The organism is Gemmatimonadaceae bacterium, assembly GCA_019637445.1.
Lineage (GTDB): Bacteria > Gemmatimonadota > Gemmatimonadetes > Gemmatimonadales > Gemmatimonadaceae > Pseudogemmatithrix.
In genome coordinates this window covers 221170-238558 of sequence record JAHBVS010000003.1, presented here as the reverse complement: position 1 = coordinate 238558, position 17389 = coordinate 221170, and the positions used below count along the sequence as shown (strand labels likewise).

Genomic DNA, 17389 nt, shown 5'->3' with positions numbered 1-17389 from the left:
CGCTGGACGCGAATTTCGCGCTTCCAAACCGCGCGTCGCGTGGTGATGTTCCGGTCATGAAAGCTCCCTTCTCCTGGAAGCAGGACGGCCTCGCGTCGGTCGTCGTCTTCCTCGTGGCGATCCCACTTTGCCTCGGGATAGCGCTCGCTTCGGGCGCACCCTTGTTCTCCGGCATCATCTCGGGAATCGTCGGTGGCATCGTCGTCGGCTTCCTCTCGGACTCCGAGTTGATGGTCAGCGGCCCTGCGGCCGGCCTGACGGTGATCGTACTGGCGGCGATTTCGGATCTCGGCGACTTCCGTCTCTTCCTCGCCGCGGTCGTTGTCGCCGGCGCGCTGCAAATGCTGCTCGGCGTACTGCGCGCCGGCGTCATCGGTTACTACTTCCCGACCGCCGTCATCAAGGGCATGCTCGCCGCCATCGGATTGATCCTGATCCTCAAGCAGATTCCCCACGCCATCGGCTATGACGTCGATGCGATGGGCGACGATGCGTTCCGACAGGCGACCGGCGAGACGACCTTCTCGGCCATCGCGCACGCGGTGCAACAGCTGCAGTGGGGAGCGGCCATCGTCGCGCTGGTGTCACTGCCGCTGCTGTTCCTTTGGGGCAAGGGATTCCTCAAGCCGCTCAAGGCGCTGCCCGCTCCGCTCGTGGTCGTGGCTCTCGGCGTCTTGATGAACGCCGCGTTCGCGGCGTTCGCCCCTGGCCTCGTCATCAGTGACAGCCACCTCGTGAGCCTGCCGGTGCCGGCATCGTTCGGTGATTTCCTCGGACAGTTCACGCTGCCGGCGTGGAGTGGTTTTGCGATGCCGCAGGTGTGGCAGGTCGGTCTCGTGCTGGCCATCGTGGCGTCGCTTGAGAGCCTGCTTTCCCTGCAGGCGACGGATGAGATGGACCCGCTCAAGCGTGAGGCGTCGACCGATCGTGAGCTGCTAGCCCAGGGCGCCGGCAACCTTGCCTCGGGCCTGATCGGTGGCCTGCCGGTGACGGGCGTCATCGTGCGCTCGGCCACGAACGTGTCCGCCGGCGCACGCACGCGCTGGTCGGCGATTCTGCACGGCGTCCTGCTGCTGCTCTCGGCCATCGCCTTTGCGGGCATCTTGAACCTCATTCCGCTGAGTGCGCTGGCGGCGGTGCTCCTGCACGTGGGTTACAAGCTCGCGAGCCCAGAGCTGTTCCGGTCCGTCGTGCGCAAGGGCTTCGCGTACGCGGTGCCGTTCTTCGTGACGGTGCTGGCCATCCTGTTCACGGACCTGCTCCGTGGCGTGCTGATCGGCCTCGCGGTGGGCATCGTGTTCATCCTGCGCGACCAGCTGGCCAGCCCGCCGTTCACCGAGGTCAGCCCGAAGGGTGCCGTGCTGCGTCGCCTCCAACTGCACGGCAACGTGAACTTCCTGCACAAGTCCGCGCTGCAGCAGGAGCTGGACCGCGTGCCGGCCGGTTCGCGCCTTGAGCTCGACGCGCGCCACACGCGCCGCCTGGACCCGGACGTGCTTGACGTGATCCGCCATTTCCGCACGACTGCGCAGGAACGCAACATCGACTACCGCCTCGTGGGTGTGCCGGACGCCGGCAGCACCGCGAACCTCTGACCTCGAGACCCTGCCGTGGAATCCTTCAAGGCCCTGCTCGACAACAACCGTAAGTGGGCCGCCGAGATGGTGGCCGAAGACCCGGAGTTCTTCAAGCGCACGGAGGGCAGCCAGCAGCCGACGTTTCTGATCGTCGGCTGTTCGGACAGCCGCGTGCCGCTGGAGAAGATGACCGGGGCCCAGCCGGGCGAGATCTTCGTGCACCGCAACATCGGCAACCAGGTGTGGAGCACGGACATCAACATCCTGTCGGTGTTGACCTACGCCGTGCACGTGCTCGATGTGCCGCACGTCGTGGTCTGCGGGCACACGAACTGCGGGGCGCTCAAGGCGGCCCTGGGCCCGGAGACCAACGGGCTGGTGGACCATTGGCTCAGCGACGTGCGCAACACGATCCGCTGGCATCGGGACGAGCTGGATCCGATTACGGATCCGTCGGAGAAGGTGTCCAAGCTCTCGGACCTGAATGTGCTGCAGCAGTTGGGCATCCTGTCACGAACGCCCGTGATTCGCGATGCGTGGGCGCGGGGCAAGCGGCCGATGCTGCACGGCTGGGTCTATGACATCGCGACGGGGCTGATCCACACGGTGGTGGATGGGATCGACAGCGATGAGAAGGCGAAGCAGGTGCTGCCGACGAACTGATCAAACGGCAGTGGTGAGTTGTGAGTTGTGAGCCGTGAGTCGTGAGTCGTGAGAGAAGCGAGAGAAGCGAGAGGGGCGGCCCGCATGCGGACCGCCCCTCTCTTACTACTTACCACTCACAACTTACAACTGTCGTTTAGTACATCCCGCCCATGCCACCGCCCGGCGCGGCCGGGGCAGCGGGCTCCTTCTCCTTCTTCTCGACGATCAGGCACTCCGTCGTGAGGAGCAGGCTGGCGATCGACGCGGCGTTCTGCAGGGCCGTGCGGGTCACCTTGGTCGGGTCGATGACGCCGGCGAGGACGAGGTCCTCGTAGGTGTCGCTGAAGGCGTTGTAACCGAAGTTCTTGTCCTTCGAGGCGCGGACCTTCTCGACCACGATCGAGCCCTCGCCGCCGGCATTGGCGACGATCATGCGGATGGGCTCCTCGATGGCGCGCTTGATGATCTCGACGCCGATCTGCTCGTCGTCCTCGAGCTTGAGGCCCTTGAGGCCGGCCTGCGCGCGGATGAGCGCGACGCCGCCGCCCGGGACGATGCCCTCCTCGACGGCCGCGCGCGTGGCGTGCAGCGCGTCCTCGACGCGGGCCTTCTTCTCCTTCATCTCGCTCTCGGTGGCCGCACCGACGTTGATCACCGCGACACCGCCGGCGAGCTTCGCCTTGCGCTCCTGGAGCTTCTCCTTGTCGTAGTCGCTCGTGGACTTCTCGACGGCGACCTCGATCTCCTTGATGCGGCCCTTGATCTTGTCCGCGTCGCCGAAGCCGTCGATCACCGTCGTGTTGTCCTTGTCGATGACGATGCGCTTGGCGCGGCCGAGGTCCGTGAGGACCGCGTTCTCGAGCTTGAAGCCGACTTCCTCGGAGATCACGTTGCCCTTGGTGAGGACCGCGATGTCCTCGAGCATCGCCTTGCGGCGGTCACCGAAGCCCGGGGCCTTCACGGCGGCGACGCGCAGCGTGCCGCGGAGCTTGTTCACGACCAGCGTGGCGAGGGCCTCGCCCTCGATGTCCTCGGCGATGATGAGCAGCGGCTTGCCCGTCTGCGCGACCTTCTCCAGCACCGGGAGCAGGTCCTTCATCGAGGAGATCTTCTTGTCGTGGATCAGGATGTGGGCGTCCTCGAGGACGGCCTCCATCTTGTCCGGATCCGTGATGAAGTAGGGCGAGAGGTAGCCGCGGTCGAACTGCATGCCGTCCACGGTCTCCAGCGTGGTCTCGAGGCCCTTGGCCTCCTCGACCGTGATCACGCCGTCCTTGCCCACCTTCTCCATCGCCTCGGCGATGAGGTCACCGATCTCCTTGTCGTTGTTCGCGGAGATGGTGCCGACCTGCGCGATCTCCTTCTTGCCGGAGGTCGGGACGGAGAGCTTCTTGAGCTCCTCGGTCACGCCGGCCACGGCCTTGTCGATGCCGCGCTTGATGGCCATCGGGTTCGCGCCGGCCGTCACGTTCTTGAGGCCCTCGCGGAAGATCGCCTGGGCGAGCACCGTGGCGGTCGTGGTGCCGTCGCCGGCCAGGTCGGAGGTCTTCGTGGCGACCTCCTTGACCATCTGGGCGCCCATGTTCTCGATCGGGTCCGTGAGCTCGACTTCCTTCGCGACCGTCACGCCGTCCTTGGTGACCGTCGGGGCGCCGAACTTCTTGTCGATGACGACGTTCCGGCCCTTGGGGCCGAGGGTGACCTTCACCGCCTCGGCGAGCTGATCGACGCCGCGCTTCAGGGCAGCGCGCGCGTCAACGTTGAAATGGAGTTCCTTCGCAGCCATTGGTATCTACCGATGAATGTTGGAGGTTGTCTTAGGAAACGACGGCGAGGATGTCGCTCTCGCGGAGGATCAGGAGCTGCTCGCCCTCGATCGTCACTTCCGTGCCCGAGTACTTGCCGTAGAGCACCTTGTCGCCCGCCTTCACTTCCATCGGGACGCGCTTGCCGTCCTCGGTGCGGCCGGGGCCGACGGCGATCACTTCGCCCTGCTGCGGCTTCTCCTTCGCCGTGTCCGGGATGTACAGCCCGCCGCGCATCTGCTCGGTCTCCTCGAGCGCCTTGACGACCACGCGATCGGCAAGCGGGGCGACCTTCTGGGCGGCTGCAGTCTTCGCTGCCATGGGTATCCGTCCTCCTAGCTACTGGTAAGGGGTCTGGACCTGCAACGCTGCTCTGGCACTCAAATCGCCAGAGTGCTAACAACACCCCAAGCTACCAGCAAGCCGCGTGCCAGTCAATGATGGCTAAAACCCTACATTACAACGGGTTAGCGGCCATTGGCTCGGCCATTGTGACAAGCGGTTCGGTCACTTGGACCGACCACCAGCGCGGTGCTGCCGAGTTGGCCGGATGCTAGCGCTTCGCGAGCAGCCCGTAGGCCAGCCGCAGGCCGTGAAGCGTCAGGTCCGGGTCGATGCGCTCGATCACCGGACAATGCGGTGCGATTTCGCCCGCGAGGCCACCCGTGGCAATGACGAGCGGGACCTCGGAGCCCGGCCAGGCGGCCTTGATGCGACCCACGATTCCGGTGACCGAGTCGGCGGCGCCGAACACGACGCCGGCGCGGATGCACTCCTCCGTGCGCGTGCCGATGACCTTCTGCGGGGCAACCAGTTCCGTGGCGGGCAGCTTGGACGTGCGGCGGAACAGCGTCTCGGCGGAGGTGCGCACACCGGGCTGGATGACGCCACCGAGGAAGACGCCATCCTTGGTGATGCAGTCGTAGGTCGTGGCCGTACCAAGGTCGACAACGATGCAGTCCCGTCGGTGCAGGCGGCTGGCCGCGAGCGTGTTGATGATGCGGTCGGCGCCAACGGTCATCGGTTCATCGACCGCGAGGGTGATGCCGAGCGGTGACTTGGCGTCGACGATGACGGCGGGGGACCCCGTCAGTCGCGACGCCGCCTCCGCCAGCGTCGCCGTGAGGCCAGGCACCACCGAGCCGATGGCGGCGCCACTGAGCTTGGCGTCCCCCATCCCTGCGGCGCGCAGGAGGCCGTGCAGCAGCAGGTGCAGCTCGTCCGGCGTGCGACCGGCGTCCGTCGTGACCCGCCAGTGCGCCACGATGGTCTCGCCGTCAGCGAGTCCCAACGTGGTTTCAGTGTTGCCGACGTCGGCGACGAGGAGCATGCCAGGCCTCACGAGGAGAGGATCAGGGAGCCCGCGCGACACGGCGCGAGACCCTCAGGGGATTCTACCAAGATGGCACCATCCGCCGTGATGCCGCGCGCCGTGCCCTTGGCCGGCGACAGGATCTCGCGGTTGCGCACGAGGTCGCGTTCGGCAAAGGCCGAGAGCTCGGTATCGGTCAGCGGTCCGGTGGCTGCCGCCGCGGCGCGGGCGGCTGGCAGCAGTTCGGCCAGGACCTCAAGCGGGTTCGCCCCGTCGAGCGCGCTCGCCGACAAGTCGGCGCTGGCGGGCGCCCTGAGATTCACGCCCATCCCGATCACGACCCAGTCCGGTCGCTGCTCCCTCCAGCGCGCCTCGATCAACACACCCGCCAGCTTGGCGCCTGCCACGAAGAGATCGTTCGGCCATTTCAGCTGGATAGGCGCAGGGCTCCAGCGCTCGAGCACCGGTGCGATGCGCAAACCAACGCGGAGGGAGAGTACCTCCAACGCCGCGGCGTCGGCGGGACGCTCCAGCAGCGAGAGGTAGATGCCGGCAGCGTGGGCGGAGCTCCACGACTTCCCTGCGCGCCCGCGGCCCCGGCGCTGCTCCTCCGCGAGCACCAGCGTGCCCGCTGGCGCCGAGTCGGCCGCCAGCGCGTGCGCCGCGTCCATCGTGCTCTCCACACTGCGCTCGGCGACTACGCGTGGGAGATCCAGCGCGCGCGCGAGCGCCTCCGCTTCGTGCCCAAACCAGCTCACCAGCCGCCTCGCGTGGCAATGAGGCCGAGGATCACGGCCCCAAGCAGGAGGCGGTAGCCGGCGAACACCGCGTAGCTCCGCCGCTGCACGAACCGCAGCAGTACGGCGATGGCCAGCCAGCTCGAGCCCGCTGCCGCGGCCACGCCGACCAGCAGCGGCAGGGAGACACCGCTCTCCCGCAGCGCGTCCGGGACCTTGAGGATCGCCGCGGCCAGGATGATCGGCATCGACATCAGGAACGAGAACACCGCGGCGTTGGCGCGGTCGATGCCCAGCGCACGGCCCGCGGTGATGGTGCTGCCTGAGCGTGAGACGCCGGGGACAAGCGCGAGGCACTGTGCGAGTCCGATGAGCAGCGCATCGCGCCAGGTCATCGCGGCCCGGTCCCGCGCACGCGGCGCGCGGGCGTCCACGGCCCACAGCAGCACACCCATCACGATCAGCGCGATGGCCGTGACAATGGGCGCGCGGAACACCGTCTCGGCGAGGTCCTCAAGCAACAGCCCCGCGATGCCCGCTGGTATGGTGGCAATGACGATGAAGAGGGCCTGACGTTCATCGATGCCCTCCGCGCGCCGCGTGCGCAGCAGCTTCACACCGCCGCCGATCAGCCGCATCCACTCGGCCCGGAAGTAGCCGAGCAGTGCGACCAACGTCCCGACGTGCAGTGCGACGTCGAAGCCCAATCCTGACGGCGGCCAACCCATCACCCAGGGCGTGAGCGACAGATGGGCGGAGCTGGAGACGGGCAGGAACTCGGTGAGTCCCTGCAGGATGCCGAGGATCAGGGCCTGCCAGACGGTTGGTTCGTGCATCAGCGGACGCCTGCCAACGCTTCCTCGTACAAGCGCTCGTAGCGCGCGACGACCTGCGCCGTGGAGTAGCGCGCGGCGGCATCCGCGGCCGCTGCGGCCGACGCCGTGGCCCATCGCGCGGGTTCGAGGAACTCGAGGGCCGCTGCGGCCATGCCGGCGACGTCGCCGATCTCTCGCAGGGCGCCGGTCACGCCGTCGCGCACGACTTCGGGTACGCCACCAACCCTGCTCGCCACGACCGGGACGCCACTGGCCAATGCCTCGAGCGCCGAGAGACCGAAGCTTTCGGTCTCGGACGGAAAGAGATACACATCGGCCGCCGCGAGCAGCGGCGCGACGTCGTCGATGCGTCCGAGGAAGCGCACGTCCGCACCCACGCCCTGCACGCGCGCCTCGTCCTCGGCGGCGCTGCGGTCGGGCCCGTCGCCGACCATCACGAGGACGCAGTCACGCTGCTTGCGCACCTCGGCGAACACGCGCACGACGTCGCGCACCCGCTTCACGGGCCGGAAGTTGGAGATGTGCATCAGCAGCGGGCGGCCACCACCGAGCTCGGCGCGCAGGCCGTTGGTGTGCAGCGCGCGGTTGAACTGTGAGGGATCCACGAAGTTTGGGATGACGTCGATGCGGCAGTTCTCGCAGCCGAAGGCCTTCACCGTCTCGTCCTTCAGCCACTGCGACACGCTGGTGATGCGATCGGAGCGCTCGATGCTGAAACGCGTGATGGCGTGGTAGGAGTGGTCCTGCCCGACGATGGTGATGTCGGTGCCGTGCAGCGTCGTGACCACCGGCAGCCGACGTCCCTGCTCCGCAAGCATTTCCTTGGCAATCCAGGCACTGGTGGCGTGCGGGATGGCGTAATGCACGTGCAGCAGGTCCAGCCCCTGCGAGAGCGCCACGTCGTGCATGCGCACGGCCAACGCGAGATCGTAGGGCGGATACTCGAACAGCGGATACTTGCCGATGTTCACTTCGTGGAAGTGCACGCGCGGCAGGAAGTGCGGCAGCCGGAACGGGTGCTCGTAGGTGATGAAATGCACCTCGTGCCCGTGTGCCGCCAAGGCGATGCCCAACTCGGTCGCCACCGCACCGGAACCGCCGTAGGTGGGATAGCAGGTAATGCCAACCTTCACGCGTCGTCCTCGGTGAACCAGCGTTCGGCCACCGCATCCGCGTCGGAGGCCAAGGGATCGAGCCGTGTGACCGGCCCGACACCCTCCAATTGATTACGAAACCAGGTGCGTTGCCGTTTGGCGTACTGCCGCGTGCTGATGCGCACGGCCTCCACAGCCGCGTCGAGTGCCAGACGGCCTTCCACGACGTCACGAATCTCGCGGTAGCCGCAGGCGTTCCACGCGGGCGCGTCGGCCGGGACCTGCGCGAGCAGTCCGCGCACCTCATCCAGCCAGCCCTCGGCCAGCATCTGTTGGCGCCTCGCATCGAGGCGCCCTTCAAGCGCCGGTCCAGGATCCACGACGAGCCAGCGGGCCGGCAGCGGCTCCGCTCCCGCACCCTTGGCGTGCCAATCACTCAGCCGCGTGCCGCTGAGCAGCGCCACTTCGGCGGCACGCAGCAACTGGGTGCGGCCGAGCCCGGCCCGCGGGGGATCGAGCCGCTCAACCCAACGACGCAGCTCCGTGGTGTCCAACGCGGCGAGCGCTAGTTGGAGTTCTTGCCGGCGTGTGGGGTCGAGTGGCGGCTCGGCGGCAAGCGGGCGCACGAGGGCCTGCAACCAGAGCCCCGTGCCGCCCACCACGAGCGATCGGCGCCCGGCCGCGCGGTCCTCCTCGATCCATCGACGTGCCGCGTCCGCCCAGCGTGCCGCGTTCCACCGTTCAACAGGCGCCGCGCAGTCCAGCCCGAGGTGTTCGATCGCCGCGCGTTCAGCCCCCGAAGGCTTGGCCGTCCCGATGTCGAAGCCCCGGTAGATCTGCCGCGAGTCGGCGGAGATGATGCGGCACCCGTGCCGTTGCGCGAGCCGCAGCGCGAGCGCCGACTTCCCTGCCCCTGTTGGCCCTGCGACGATGCGAATGTCAGCCACGACCGAAGCGGCGGTCGATCTCGCCCCAGCCCAGTTGGAGGATCGTGGCACGACCGTGCACGTCGTGCGCGGGCAGTTCCGTGTTCGCCAGCGCGAGGAAGAGGGCGCGCATCTCCTCGGGCGCCAGGAGGTCGCCCGCCTTCACGGCGGCCTTGCAGGCCATCGTGGCGATCAAGCGTGTGTGGCGGGCGTGCGAGCTGGCGACGCGGTCACCCGTCAGTGCCGCCAGCGTGTCCCGCAGGCAGCGCTCGGCATCGAAGCGTGGATGCGGGTTCGGCACCGCGTGCACGGCAATCGCGGTGCCGCCGAAGTGTTCGGCCTCGTATCCGAGCCGCGCCAAGGTCTCACGCTCGGCGTCGAAGACCTCGGCCTCCTCACTCGAGAGATGCATCGTGAGCGGGAACAGCAGCCGCTGCGATGGCAGGTCACCGCGCTCGAAGGCGCCGAGGAAACGTTCGTAGAGCACGCGCTCGTGGGCCGCGTGCTGGTCGATAAGCACCAGTGCGTCGTGGCGCTCGAAGGTGATGTAGGTGCGGTTGAGCTGGACCAGCGGCGGCACGACGATGGCATCGTCAGCTGCGGGCGGGGCCTGATCATCGATATCGCCGCCCTCGTCGGCCGCGTCCCTCGCTATCGTCTCGACGCCATCGCGCGGATCGAGCGTCTGGGCCGACTCGAACAGCGGCGCTGGCGTTGCCGTCGTCGCCTGCCGCAACGACTCGACACCTAGCACGCGGCCGAACGGCGATGCCGCCGGCACGCCGCGCACGATGCCAACCGCGGCCGCGGCATCCTCCGTGCCGAGCGCCCGCCGCACCGCGCGTTCGACGGCGCGCTCGATGCTCCAGCGATCGCGGAAGCGCACCTCGGCCTTCGCCGGGTGCACGTTCACGTCCACCTCGCCCCCGGGGATGTCGAGTTGCAGGAGCAGCGACGGTCGCGCACCTGAGGGAATCGTGGAGTGGTAACCCGCTTCGGCGGCGCGGATGATCCCGTGGTCCCGCACCGCACGCCCATTCACGATGACTTGCACACGCCGCGTCGCGGTGCCGACATCCGCCGGTCGCTCCGCGAGGCCGGACACGCGGATGACGTCCTGCACATCGTTGACGGCCACGAAGCGGTCCGCGGAGGCCGCACCCCACAGTGCGGACACGCGCGACCGCAGATCCGAGGCCGCGGCGAGTGCCAGCTGCTCCTTCCCGTCGTGCGTGACGTGCAGGCGGATGTCGCGCCGCACGAGCGCCAGGGTCTGCAGCAGGTCGGCGATGGCCCGCCACTCCGAGCGCGCCCCGCGCAAGAACTTCTGGCGAGCGGGCGTGTTGTGGAACAAGTCCTCAACGGTGACCGTGGTGCCGCGCCGCCGTGCGGCCGCGGCCACGGCGCGCAGGCTGCCGCCATCCACCTCGACGCGCGTGCCGGCACCATCGGTGGTCGCCGTCTCGATCGACAACCGCGAGACTGAACCGATCGCCGGCAGCGCCTCGCCACGGAAGCCGAAGCTCGCGACCCCCACGAGGTCCTCGGCGTCGCGGATCTTGCTCGTCGCGTGGCGCGCGATGGCGAGTTCCGCCTCCTCACGCGTCATGCCGCCGCCGTCGTCGCTGACGCGGATGAGCGAGCGCCCACCGTCGCGAATCTCCAGCTCGATGGCGGTCGCCCCGGCATCCAGCGCGTTCTCGACGAGTTCCTTGACCACGGAGGCGGGACGCTCGACCACCTCCCCGGCCGCGATGCGGTCGGCGACGTCGGGGGCGAGGATCGCGATGCGAGGGGCGCTCATCCGCGAAATCTCCTGCGCGCGCTGGCCTGCATCAATCGCGAGCCAACGAAACGACACGCTCGGCGGGATACCACCCACCGCGTCCGCCCTCGAGCTCCAGCCGGTACCACACGCCGCGTCGCTCGACCACGCGCCCGACCTCACCCGCCAGCGGCACGGCGCCCGCGTCGGCGCCCAGCGCTGGCAGGGCCCGGAGCGGCGACGGTTGCGTGACGACCACCAGGTCGCGCGCCGCGAGCCGTTGGTCGGTGTACGCGGCCCCGATCGCCAAGAGCAGTCCCGGGAGCAGCAGCCAGTTCACCCGCCGCAACGGCAGGCTCCGGCGCTGTCGCAGGAAGGCCCAGAGCCAGCCAAGCAGCCACAGCAGCGCGGCGGCGGTGGCGAGGGCGACGGGCGGCAGCGGCCACACGCGCGCGGCACCGCGGAGTTGGGGCGCCCGCACCCTGCGCAGCCGCTCGCGAAGCGCAGCGCTGGTCGGATCGAGCCGCAGCGCACGTTGCCAGCCGATCACGGCGGCCGCCGTGTCCGCCGCCTGCCAGCCGGCCGCCCCGTAGTTGCTCCAGGCCGCCGCGTCGCGCGGTGCGGCCAGTGCCGCCCGCCCGAACGCGTCGCGGGCACGGGCGTAGTCCCCGCCGGCGTACGCCGTCTGACCCTCGGCGAAGGCCGTGAGTGCGGTGGCGTGGTCGTCGGTCGCGGCCGCGCAGCCCATCGTGAACGTGGCGGCCATCACGAGGCAGAGCGCGCCGCGCCGTCGCGCTTCGTTCGCCACGCGCCGCATCAGGGACTCGGTGCGCGCGCGCAGCGAACCCGCACTTTCTCGAGGCGGCGCCCCGCCCGTTCTCCCCGTGGTCCCTGCGTAGACCGCACTGTCGCACGCGTCGCGCAACTTCTCGACCTCCGCGGCTGTCTCGGGAGTGACCCCCTCGAGAGTCAGCGCCGCCGCGAGCGCGCCAGGTGCGGTGTGCGCGCCGACATCCACACCGGCCCGCGCGCGGAGCGTGCGCTCGAGGAGCGCGCGAGGCGTGCGCGGCGCATCCCGGGTGGCGGTCGGCCGTGCGCGCGATCGCGCCCACAGTCCGCGCAGCAGCACGGGGAGCGGCGCCAACCCAGCGAACAGGAGCCACCACAGCGGACGGTCGATCCCGACCGTCCGCGCGCCCATCAACGCCGGCCGCAGCGCGACGGGCACCGTGTCCCCGGCGACCAGCCGACGCGGCGGCAACGAGACCACGCTGCCGGGTCGCACCTGCAGCGGCACTGGGACGCTGCGAGCGACGGCATACCCGCGCGCGACGGGGTCGAAGAACGCGTACTCGATCACGGGCACGAGTTGCCGACCCTGCACGCGTGGCGTGAGCAGCCAACTGAACTCCTTTGAGCCTCCGAGCAGCAGCGGGGCCGCTTCGAGCACGACGCGTTCGTCGTCAGGGACCAGGTCGGCCCAGTCGAGGCTGAGCGCCGGACGCGGCAGCATCGTCGGATTGCCTTCGCCTTCGAGCCGCAGCGTGAGCACGACTGGATCGCCCACGCGGGGGTCGCTGGGTTCCACCCGCGCCGACACGCGCCAACTGCCGACGGCGCCACGCCAATCAGCCGGTCGGCCGGTCGTCGGCGGCTCGATGGCGACGACGCTCACGCCCTCGGAGCGCAGCACCTGCTCCTCCTCGCGCGAGAAGAAGCTGGCGCTCTGCGGCATGCTGTAGGTGAGGCGCGCGGGGGCAATGCTGTACCGCCCAGGCGTCAGCACGAAGAGCGCGCGGCGGAACGTGTGCAGCTCCGCCTCCGCTTCGGCATCGCTGCGGCGGGCCAGCGGCAGTTCGTAGGCCAACATCCCGCGCGCCTCGGGCGGCACGAACTCCGGATTTCGGCGCAGGAGTCGGCGGACCCCGACGGGAATTCGCACGGTCAAGGAGTAGGTCGCCTGCTGGCCGACGTAGATCGTGTCCGGTGACAGCGCCGCGCGGAACCCGACGCGCGCCTCCGCCTGTGCCGCGGCATCGCCTGCGAACACGACGGCGGCCGCGAGGATCGTGATGACCGCGCCGAGCGCCTTGGTGGCGCCGGCCCCGAGCGCCGGCTGTGGAGCGTCGTGCATCACCAGTCGCGCCCACCCGTGCGGGACGGCGCCTCGTTGCGGCGACGGCGCGCCTGTGTCTCGCTCTCCTCGCGGGCGGCGGCATCAAGCAAGGCCTCGGCCTGCTGGCGGGACATCTGCCCGCCGGGCGCTGGCTCGGGAGGTGGAGGACCCTGCGGCGGCGGGCCGCTGCCACCGCCACCTCCGCCACTTGGCGCCCGCAGCGCCAACTCGTAGTTCCACTGCGCGTTCTTGTCGCCGGGCCGTTCGAGCAACACGGTCCGGAACGCGCGCCGCGCCGCCTGCAGCGCCGCCGACTGCCCCTCCCCGTCACTGCGCAGGCCGCGCTGGAGATAGGCGAGTCCCAGGTTGTAGCGCGCGTTCCGCCGCAGGTCGGGGTCACCGGCGAAGCTCGCGCGTTCGAGCGCTTCGACGGCGGAATCCAGCGAGTCCGCCGCGAGCAGCGCCGTGCCGAGGTTGTAGAGCACCTCGCCGCGACGGTCACCGCCGGTCACCATCTCACGGTAGCGACGGACCGCCTCGAGGTGGCGTCCCGCGCGCTGCGCCGACAGCGCCCGATCGAACTCCGTCTGTTGGCCGAGCACGGGCGACGCCGGCAGAACGAACGCGAGCAGCAGCACGGCGGTCGCCTCGCGGGAGCGTGCGCGCCGCTCGCGGCGCGGCGCGCGACTCCGGCGAGGCCAGCGCAGCCACCGGGGCCGACGCGCGCCATCGCCTTCGAGGGCATCGACAAAGAGCAGCAGCAACGCCAGCGCGGCGAACCACTGGTAGCGCGCGGGGCGATTCGCGCGCAGGGTCTCCTCGCGCGCGGCCGTCTCGAGGTCGGCCAGTGCGCGACGGATGCGATTGCCCTTGTCCGTGGCGTCCGAGGGGACGAACACGCCGCCCGCCGCCCGCGCCACCTCTTCGAGGAACGCATCGTCATTGCGGGTGATGACGATCGCGCCGGCGTCGTCACGCTTGAGTTCGGTGCCGCCGCGCGATCCGAGAGGGATGGTGCCGCCGCCCGGGGTTCCGAACCCCACCGTGACCAAGTGGATGCCGGCCTCCCCGAGCTCCTTCGCCCGCTCCGTTGCGGCCTCACGGTCATCAAAGGCCTCACCGTCGCTCATCACCACCAGCGCGCGGTCCGCATCGCCGCGACTGGCCATCAGCAGGTCCATCCCCTGCCGCAGCGGCGGAAGCAGCGCCGAGCCCTGTTGGCCGACGACGCTGGGGTCGAGGTTGTCGAGGAAGAGTTCGATGGCGCCGTCGTCAGCCGTCAGAGGCGCCAGGATGTAGCTGCGTCCGGCAAACGCAATGAGCGCGATGCGATCACCCGAGGCGCTCGCGCGCAGCCGGCGAACCTCCTGCTTCATCAGCTCCAGACGATTCGGGCGCTCGTCCTGCGCCAGCATCGACTGCGAGACGTCGAGCGCGACGGCAATGTCGAGTCCCTCGGACGCCAACACCGACGTGCTCGCACCCCAGCGCGGCCCGGCGACGGCAACGCCCAACAGCAGGGCGGCAAGTCCGAGTCGGAGGGCGCGCGCTGTCGGCCGTCGCGCCGCCTCGATGGGGGCGAGCCGTGCGATGGCTTCGGGTGTGCCGTAGCGCTGCAGGCGCCGGCGGCGGCGCGCGTGCCCGATCAGGACGAAGCCGGTGGCGGCCAGCGCGCAGGCCAGCGCGACGGCGAGCATCCACGGGAGATCGAAGAGCGCGATCACGGCACCGGTCCCCGGCGCCAGCGCAGGCCCAGTTCGAGCATCAACGTCAACAAGGCGAAGGCCAACGGCCACAGGTACCAGTCGGTGAAGCGCACCGTGCGCGCCTCGCGCATCGGCGTGCGCTCGAGGGCGTCGATGGTTTGGTACGTGCGCCGCAGGGCTTCGGCGTCGCGCGCGCGTTGGTAACGGCCGCCCGTCGTGCGCGCGATGTCCTCAAGCAACGCCTCATCGATGCGCACGGGCCGATTCTCGTAGCGTAGCCCGAACACGCTGCGCCCCACCGGCACGGGTGCGACGCCCTCACTGCCGATGCCCACCGTGTGCACGCGAATGCCCAGCGCCGCCGCCGCCTGCGCCGCCGTGCGCGGATCCACGCTACCGCGATTGTTCTCGCCGTCGGTGAGCAGGATGACGACGCGCGAACGCCCGGGTGCGTCGCGCAGTCGGTTGGTCGCTGTCATCAGGGCCGTGCCGATGGCGGTGCCGTCCTCCAGCTGGCCCGGTGTGAGCTGGTCCAACGCCGCGAGGATGACCGGATAGTCGAGCGTCAGCGGCACCTGCGTCAGCGCCTCGCCGGCGAAGGCCACGAGGCCGACTTGGTCGGCGTCGCGGGCGTCGATGAACTCCTTGGCCGTCTGCTTCGCCACGCGCAGCCGATTGTCCGGCTGGAAGTCCTCGGCGAGCATCGAGCTGGAGACGTCGAGCGCGAGCACGATGCTGATGCCGTCGCCACGGATGGTCTCCGTGCGCGCACCGGTGCGCGGGCGGGCCATCGCCACGACGAGGGCCAGCAGCGTGACGAGGCGCAGCAGCAGCAGCGCCCGCGCGGTCCATCGTCCGCGTTGAGGTCCGTGCGCCAGGAGGCCAGCGCGGGCGTGGAGCAGCGCGGGCGGGCGGCGGCGACGGCGCCACCACAGCCAGGCGACAAGCGGCAGCAGCGCCGCGAACATCCACGGCGAGGAGAAGGTAACGGCGTCCCCGAAGAAGCCGTTCATCGCAACGCCTTCCGTCGAATGCGACGTGGCGGGGCCTCGACCACCTGGCGCCGCGTGCGCCACACCGTCTCGAGATCGTCCACGATGGCGCGCGCCTCAAGCCCGAGGCGCTCCGCCTCGTCGGCGGCGATCGGTGCCTGCGCATAGGCCACCGCCTCGGCGCGATCGAGGAGGCCGACCAGACGTTCGGGTAGCAGCGGGAACTCCGTACCCGTCAGCGCGGACCGGAGCTCGGTTGCCGTCAGCTGCGCCCCTGCCACGGGCCAACGTGCGGCCAGATAGCGCCGCAGCACCTGCGTGTGCGCGAGCAGGTGGCGCCCCGGCTCGCCGGCCGCAAGGAGGTGGAGGGACTCGGCGTGTGCGAAGGCCTCTTCCGCCCGTCGTGCGGCATCGGCGGCGGCGTGTGCGGCCGACTCCGCGCGCTGAACGCGCCAGCGGCGAACGCCCCACCAGAGCAAGGCCGCCACGACAAGCAATCCCAACCAGAACCGCCAATGCCAGCTGGGCACCGCCACGGCCGGTGAGGCCTCGCGCGGCACACGCAGCGCCGTGTCCGCCGGCAGCACGGAGCGGATGCGGATGTCCGGCAACACCACGGGATAACGCCGCTCGCGTCCGTCACGCGTCAGCACCACGTCATCGAGTGCCACGACAACGCTGCCCGTGTCCCAGGCGATCATTCGATAGACTGCGCTCCGGTCGATGCGGCCGTCCGTGGAGGCGTCACGCAGGACGCGCGGATCCAGCGGCTCGATGCGGCTGCCGGTGTCCGGCAGCACCGGAAATCGCACATCCGTTCCGGCCGGCGCACGGACCCGAAGCTCGACAAGAATCGGCTCGCCCACCGCGGGCGCTTCGGGCGTGACGCGCGCGGACACCGTGGCGTCGCGCGTCGGGTCAGCGGACGCCTGCAGCAGCAGGGCGAGCGCGAGGCGGGCGATCACCGGCGGCGGGCGCGCGTCTCGCGCGTGCGGAAGAAGCGCAGCAAGGGTTCCGTGTAGCCGCGTTCGAGCGGGACCAGCACCTCGTCCACCGCCAGGCGCCGCAGCAGGCCCTGCCGTGCGGCCGTCTCCGCCTGCACGGCCTCGGCGTAGCGTCGGCGCAGGCCAAGGTCTGAGGTGTCCACCTCGGCCAACTCACCCGTCTCGGCGTCGACCATCCGTGCCACGCCCACGTCGGGCAATTGACGTTCCGCCGGGTCGTCGAGCACCACGGCGACGACGTCGTGGCGGCGCGAGAGCCGGGAGAGCGCGTCGTCATAGCTCGGCGAGACAAAGTCAGAGATGACGAACACGATGCTGCGGTGTGGCAGCAGCCGCGCGGCGTAGTCGCAGGCGGCTGCGAGGTCCGTACCGCGCTCCTGCGCCCGCGCCGCCAGCACATCGCGCACGAGGCGCAGCGCGTGCCGACGACCCTTGCGTGGCGGCACCACGTGCTCGACACGATCCGAGTGCAGCAGCAACCCGACGCGATCGTTGTTCCGTGTGGCGGTGAGCGCGAGCACGGCGGCGAGCTCGGCTGCCATCGACTGCTTGTCGCGTTCCAGCGAGCCGCCGCGGCTGGAGCCCGACGAGTCCACCAACAGCATCACCGTGAGCTCGCGTTCCTCGACGAATCGCTTGACGAAGAGCCGCCGCATGCGCGCGCTGACGTTCCAGTCGATGGTGCGCACCTCGTCGCCAGCTTGGTATTCGCGGACCTCGGCGAACTCCATCCCCATGCCCTTGAACACCGAGTGGTACTCGCCCGTGAAGCGCGAGTTGACCAAGCCGCGCGTGCGCAGCTCGATGCGGCGCACCTGGCGCAGGACTTCCGGCGGGACGGCGGCCGTGCGGCCGCGCTCGGCGGCCACGGGGC

15 protein-coding genes are annotated in these 17389 nt (G+C 70.0%); 2 read left to right on the top strand and 13 right to left on the bottom strand.

Annotation, left to right across the window (positions count from 1 at the left end):
* Positions 1–56 precede the first annotated feature (56 nt).
* Both KF709_14040 and KF709_14035 read left to right on the top strand, forming a co-directional pair.
* Positions 57–1595: a SulP family inorganic anion transporter gene (locus KF709_14040; protein MBX3175530.1), complete on the top strand. Its 1539-nt coding sequence runs from the start codon at positions 57–59 to the stop codon at positions 1593–1595.
* 15 nt (positions 1596–1610) lie between these two features.
* Positions 1611–2240, top strand: coding sequence for a carbonic anhydrase (locus tag KF709_14035; GenBank protein MBX3175529.1), 630 nt, complete (start codon positions 1611–1613; stop codon positions 2238–2240).
* 136 nt (positions 2241–2376) lie between these two features.
* Here the strand turns inward: KF709_14035 and groL are convergent, their stop codons facing one another.
* From groL to KF709_13970, 13 genes are all read right to left on the bottom strand, one after another.
* The gene (groL, locus tag KF709_14030) at positions 2377–4008 is read right to left on the bottom strand and encodes a chaperonin GroEL (protein ID MBX3175528.1); all 1632 of its coding nucleotides are present in this window, start codon (positions 4006–4008) and stop codon (positions 2377–2379) included.
* Between the two features lie 31 nt (positions 4009–4039).
* Positions 4040–4348 (bottom strand): co-chaperone GroES, encoded by a 309-nt coding sequence (gene groES / locus KF709_14025; GenBank protein MBX3175527.1) that lies wholly within the window; start codon positions 4346–4348, stop codon positions 4040–4042.
* Between the two features lie 232 nt (positions 4349–4580).
* On the bottom strand, positions 4581–5357 hold the full coding sequence (locus KF709_14020; GenBank protein ID MBX3175526.1) for a type III pantothenate kinase: 777 nt from the start codon (positions 5355–5357) through the stop codon (positions 4581–4583).
* A gap of 8 nt (positions 5358–5365) precedes the next feature.
* Positions 5366–6097, bottom strand: coding sequence for a biotin--[acetyl-CoA-carboxylase] ligase (locus KF709_14015; GenBank protein ID MBX3175525.1), 732 nt, complete (start codon positions 6095–6097; stop codon positions 5366–5368).
* The gene (gene uppP, locus KF709_14010; GenBank protein MBX3175524.1) at positions 6094–6912 is read right to left on the bottom strand and encodes an undecaprenyl-diphosphatase UppP; all 819 of its coding nucleotides are present in this window, start codon (positions 6910–6912) and stop codon (positions 6094–6096) included. The genes KF709_14015 and uppP overlap by 4 nt, the downstream gene beginning before the upstream one ends.
* Complete coding sequence (gene bshA / locus KF709_14005) at positions 6912–8045, bottom strand: N-acetyl-alpha-D-glucosaminyl L-malate synthase BshA (protein ID MBX3175523.1); 1134 nt, start codon at positions 8043–8045, stop codon at positions 6912–6914. The genes uppP and bshA overlap by 1 nt, the downstream gene beginning before the upstream one ends.
* Positions 8042–8953 carry a tRNA (adenosine(37)-N6)-dimethylallyltransferase MiaA gene (miaA, locus tag KF709_14000; protein ID MBX3175522.1) on the bottom strand — a complete coding sequence of 304 codons (912 nt, stop codon included), beginning with the start codon at positions 8951–8953 and terminating at the stop codon, positions 8042–8044. Before miaA ends, bshA begins: the two co-directional genes overlap by 4 nt.
* A complete protein-coding gene (gene mutL, locus KF709_13995; protein MBX3175521.1) occupies positions 8946–10736 on the bottom strand; it encodes a DNA mismatch repair endonuclease MutL in 1791 nt (596 codons plus the stop codon). The genes miaA and mutL overlap by 8 nt, the downstream gene beginning before the upstream one ends.
* Positions 10737–10767: 31 nt before the next feature.
* Positions 10768–12831: a BatD family protein gene (locus tag KF709_13990; GenBank protein MBX3175520.1), complete on the bottom strand. Its 2064-nt coding sequence runs from the start codon at positions 12829–12831 to the stop codon at positions 10768–10770.
* Entirely contained in the window at positions 12831–14537 is a 1707-nt protein-coding gene (locus tag KF709_13985; protein ID MBX3175519.1) for a VWA domain-containing protein, read from the bottom strand. The genes KF709_13990 and KF709_13985 overlap by 1 nt, the downstream gene beginning before the upstream one ends.
* Positions 14534–15532, bottom strand: a complete 999-nt coding sequence (locus KF709_13980; GenBank protein ID MBX3175518.1) for a VWA domain-containing protein — start codon at positions 15530–15532, stop codon at positions 14534–14536. Before KF709_13980 ends, KF709_13985 begins: the two co-directional genes overlap by 4 nt.
* Positions 15529–16476 carry a hypothetical protein gene (locus KF709_13975; GenBank protein ID MBX3175517.1) on the bottom strand — a complete coding sequence of 316 codons (948 nt, stop codon included), beginning with the start codon at positions 16474–16476 and terminating at the stop codon, positions 15529–15531. The genes KF709_13980 and KF709_13975 overlap by 4 nt, the downstream gene beginning before the upstream one ends.
* Positions 16473–17384: a DUF58 domain-containing protein gene (locus KF709_13970; protein ID MBX3175516.1), complete on the bottom strand. Its 912-nt coding sequence runs from the start codon at positions 17382–17384 to the stop codon at positions 16473–16475. The genes KF709_13975 and KF709_13970 overlap by 4 nt, the downstream gene beginning before the upstream one ends.
* Positions 17385–17389 lie beyond the last annotated feature (5 nt).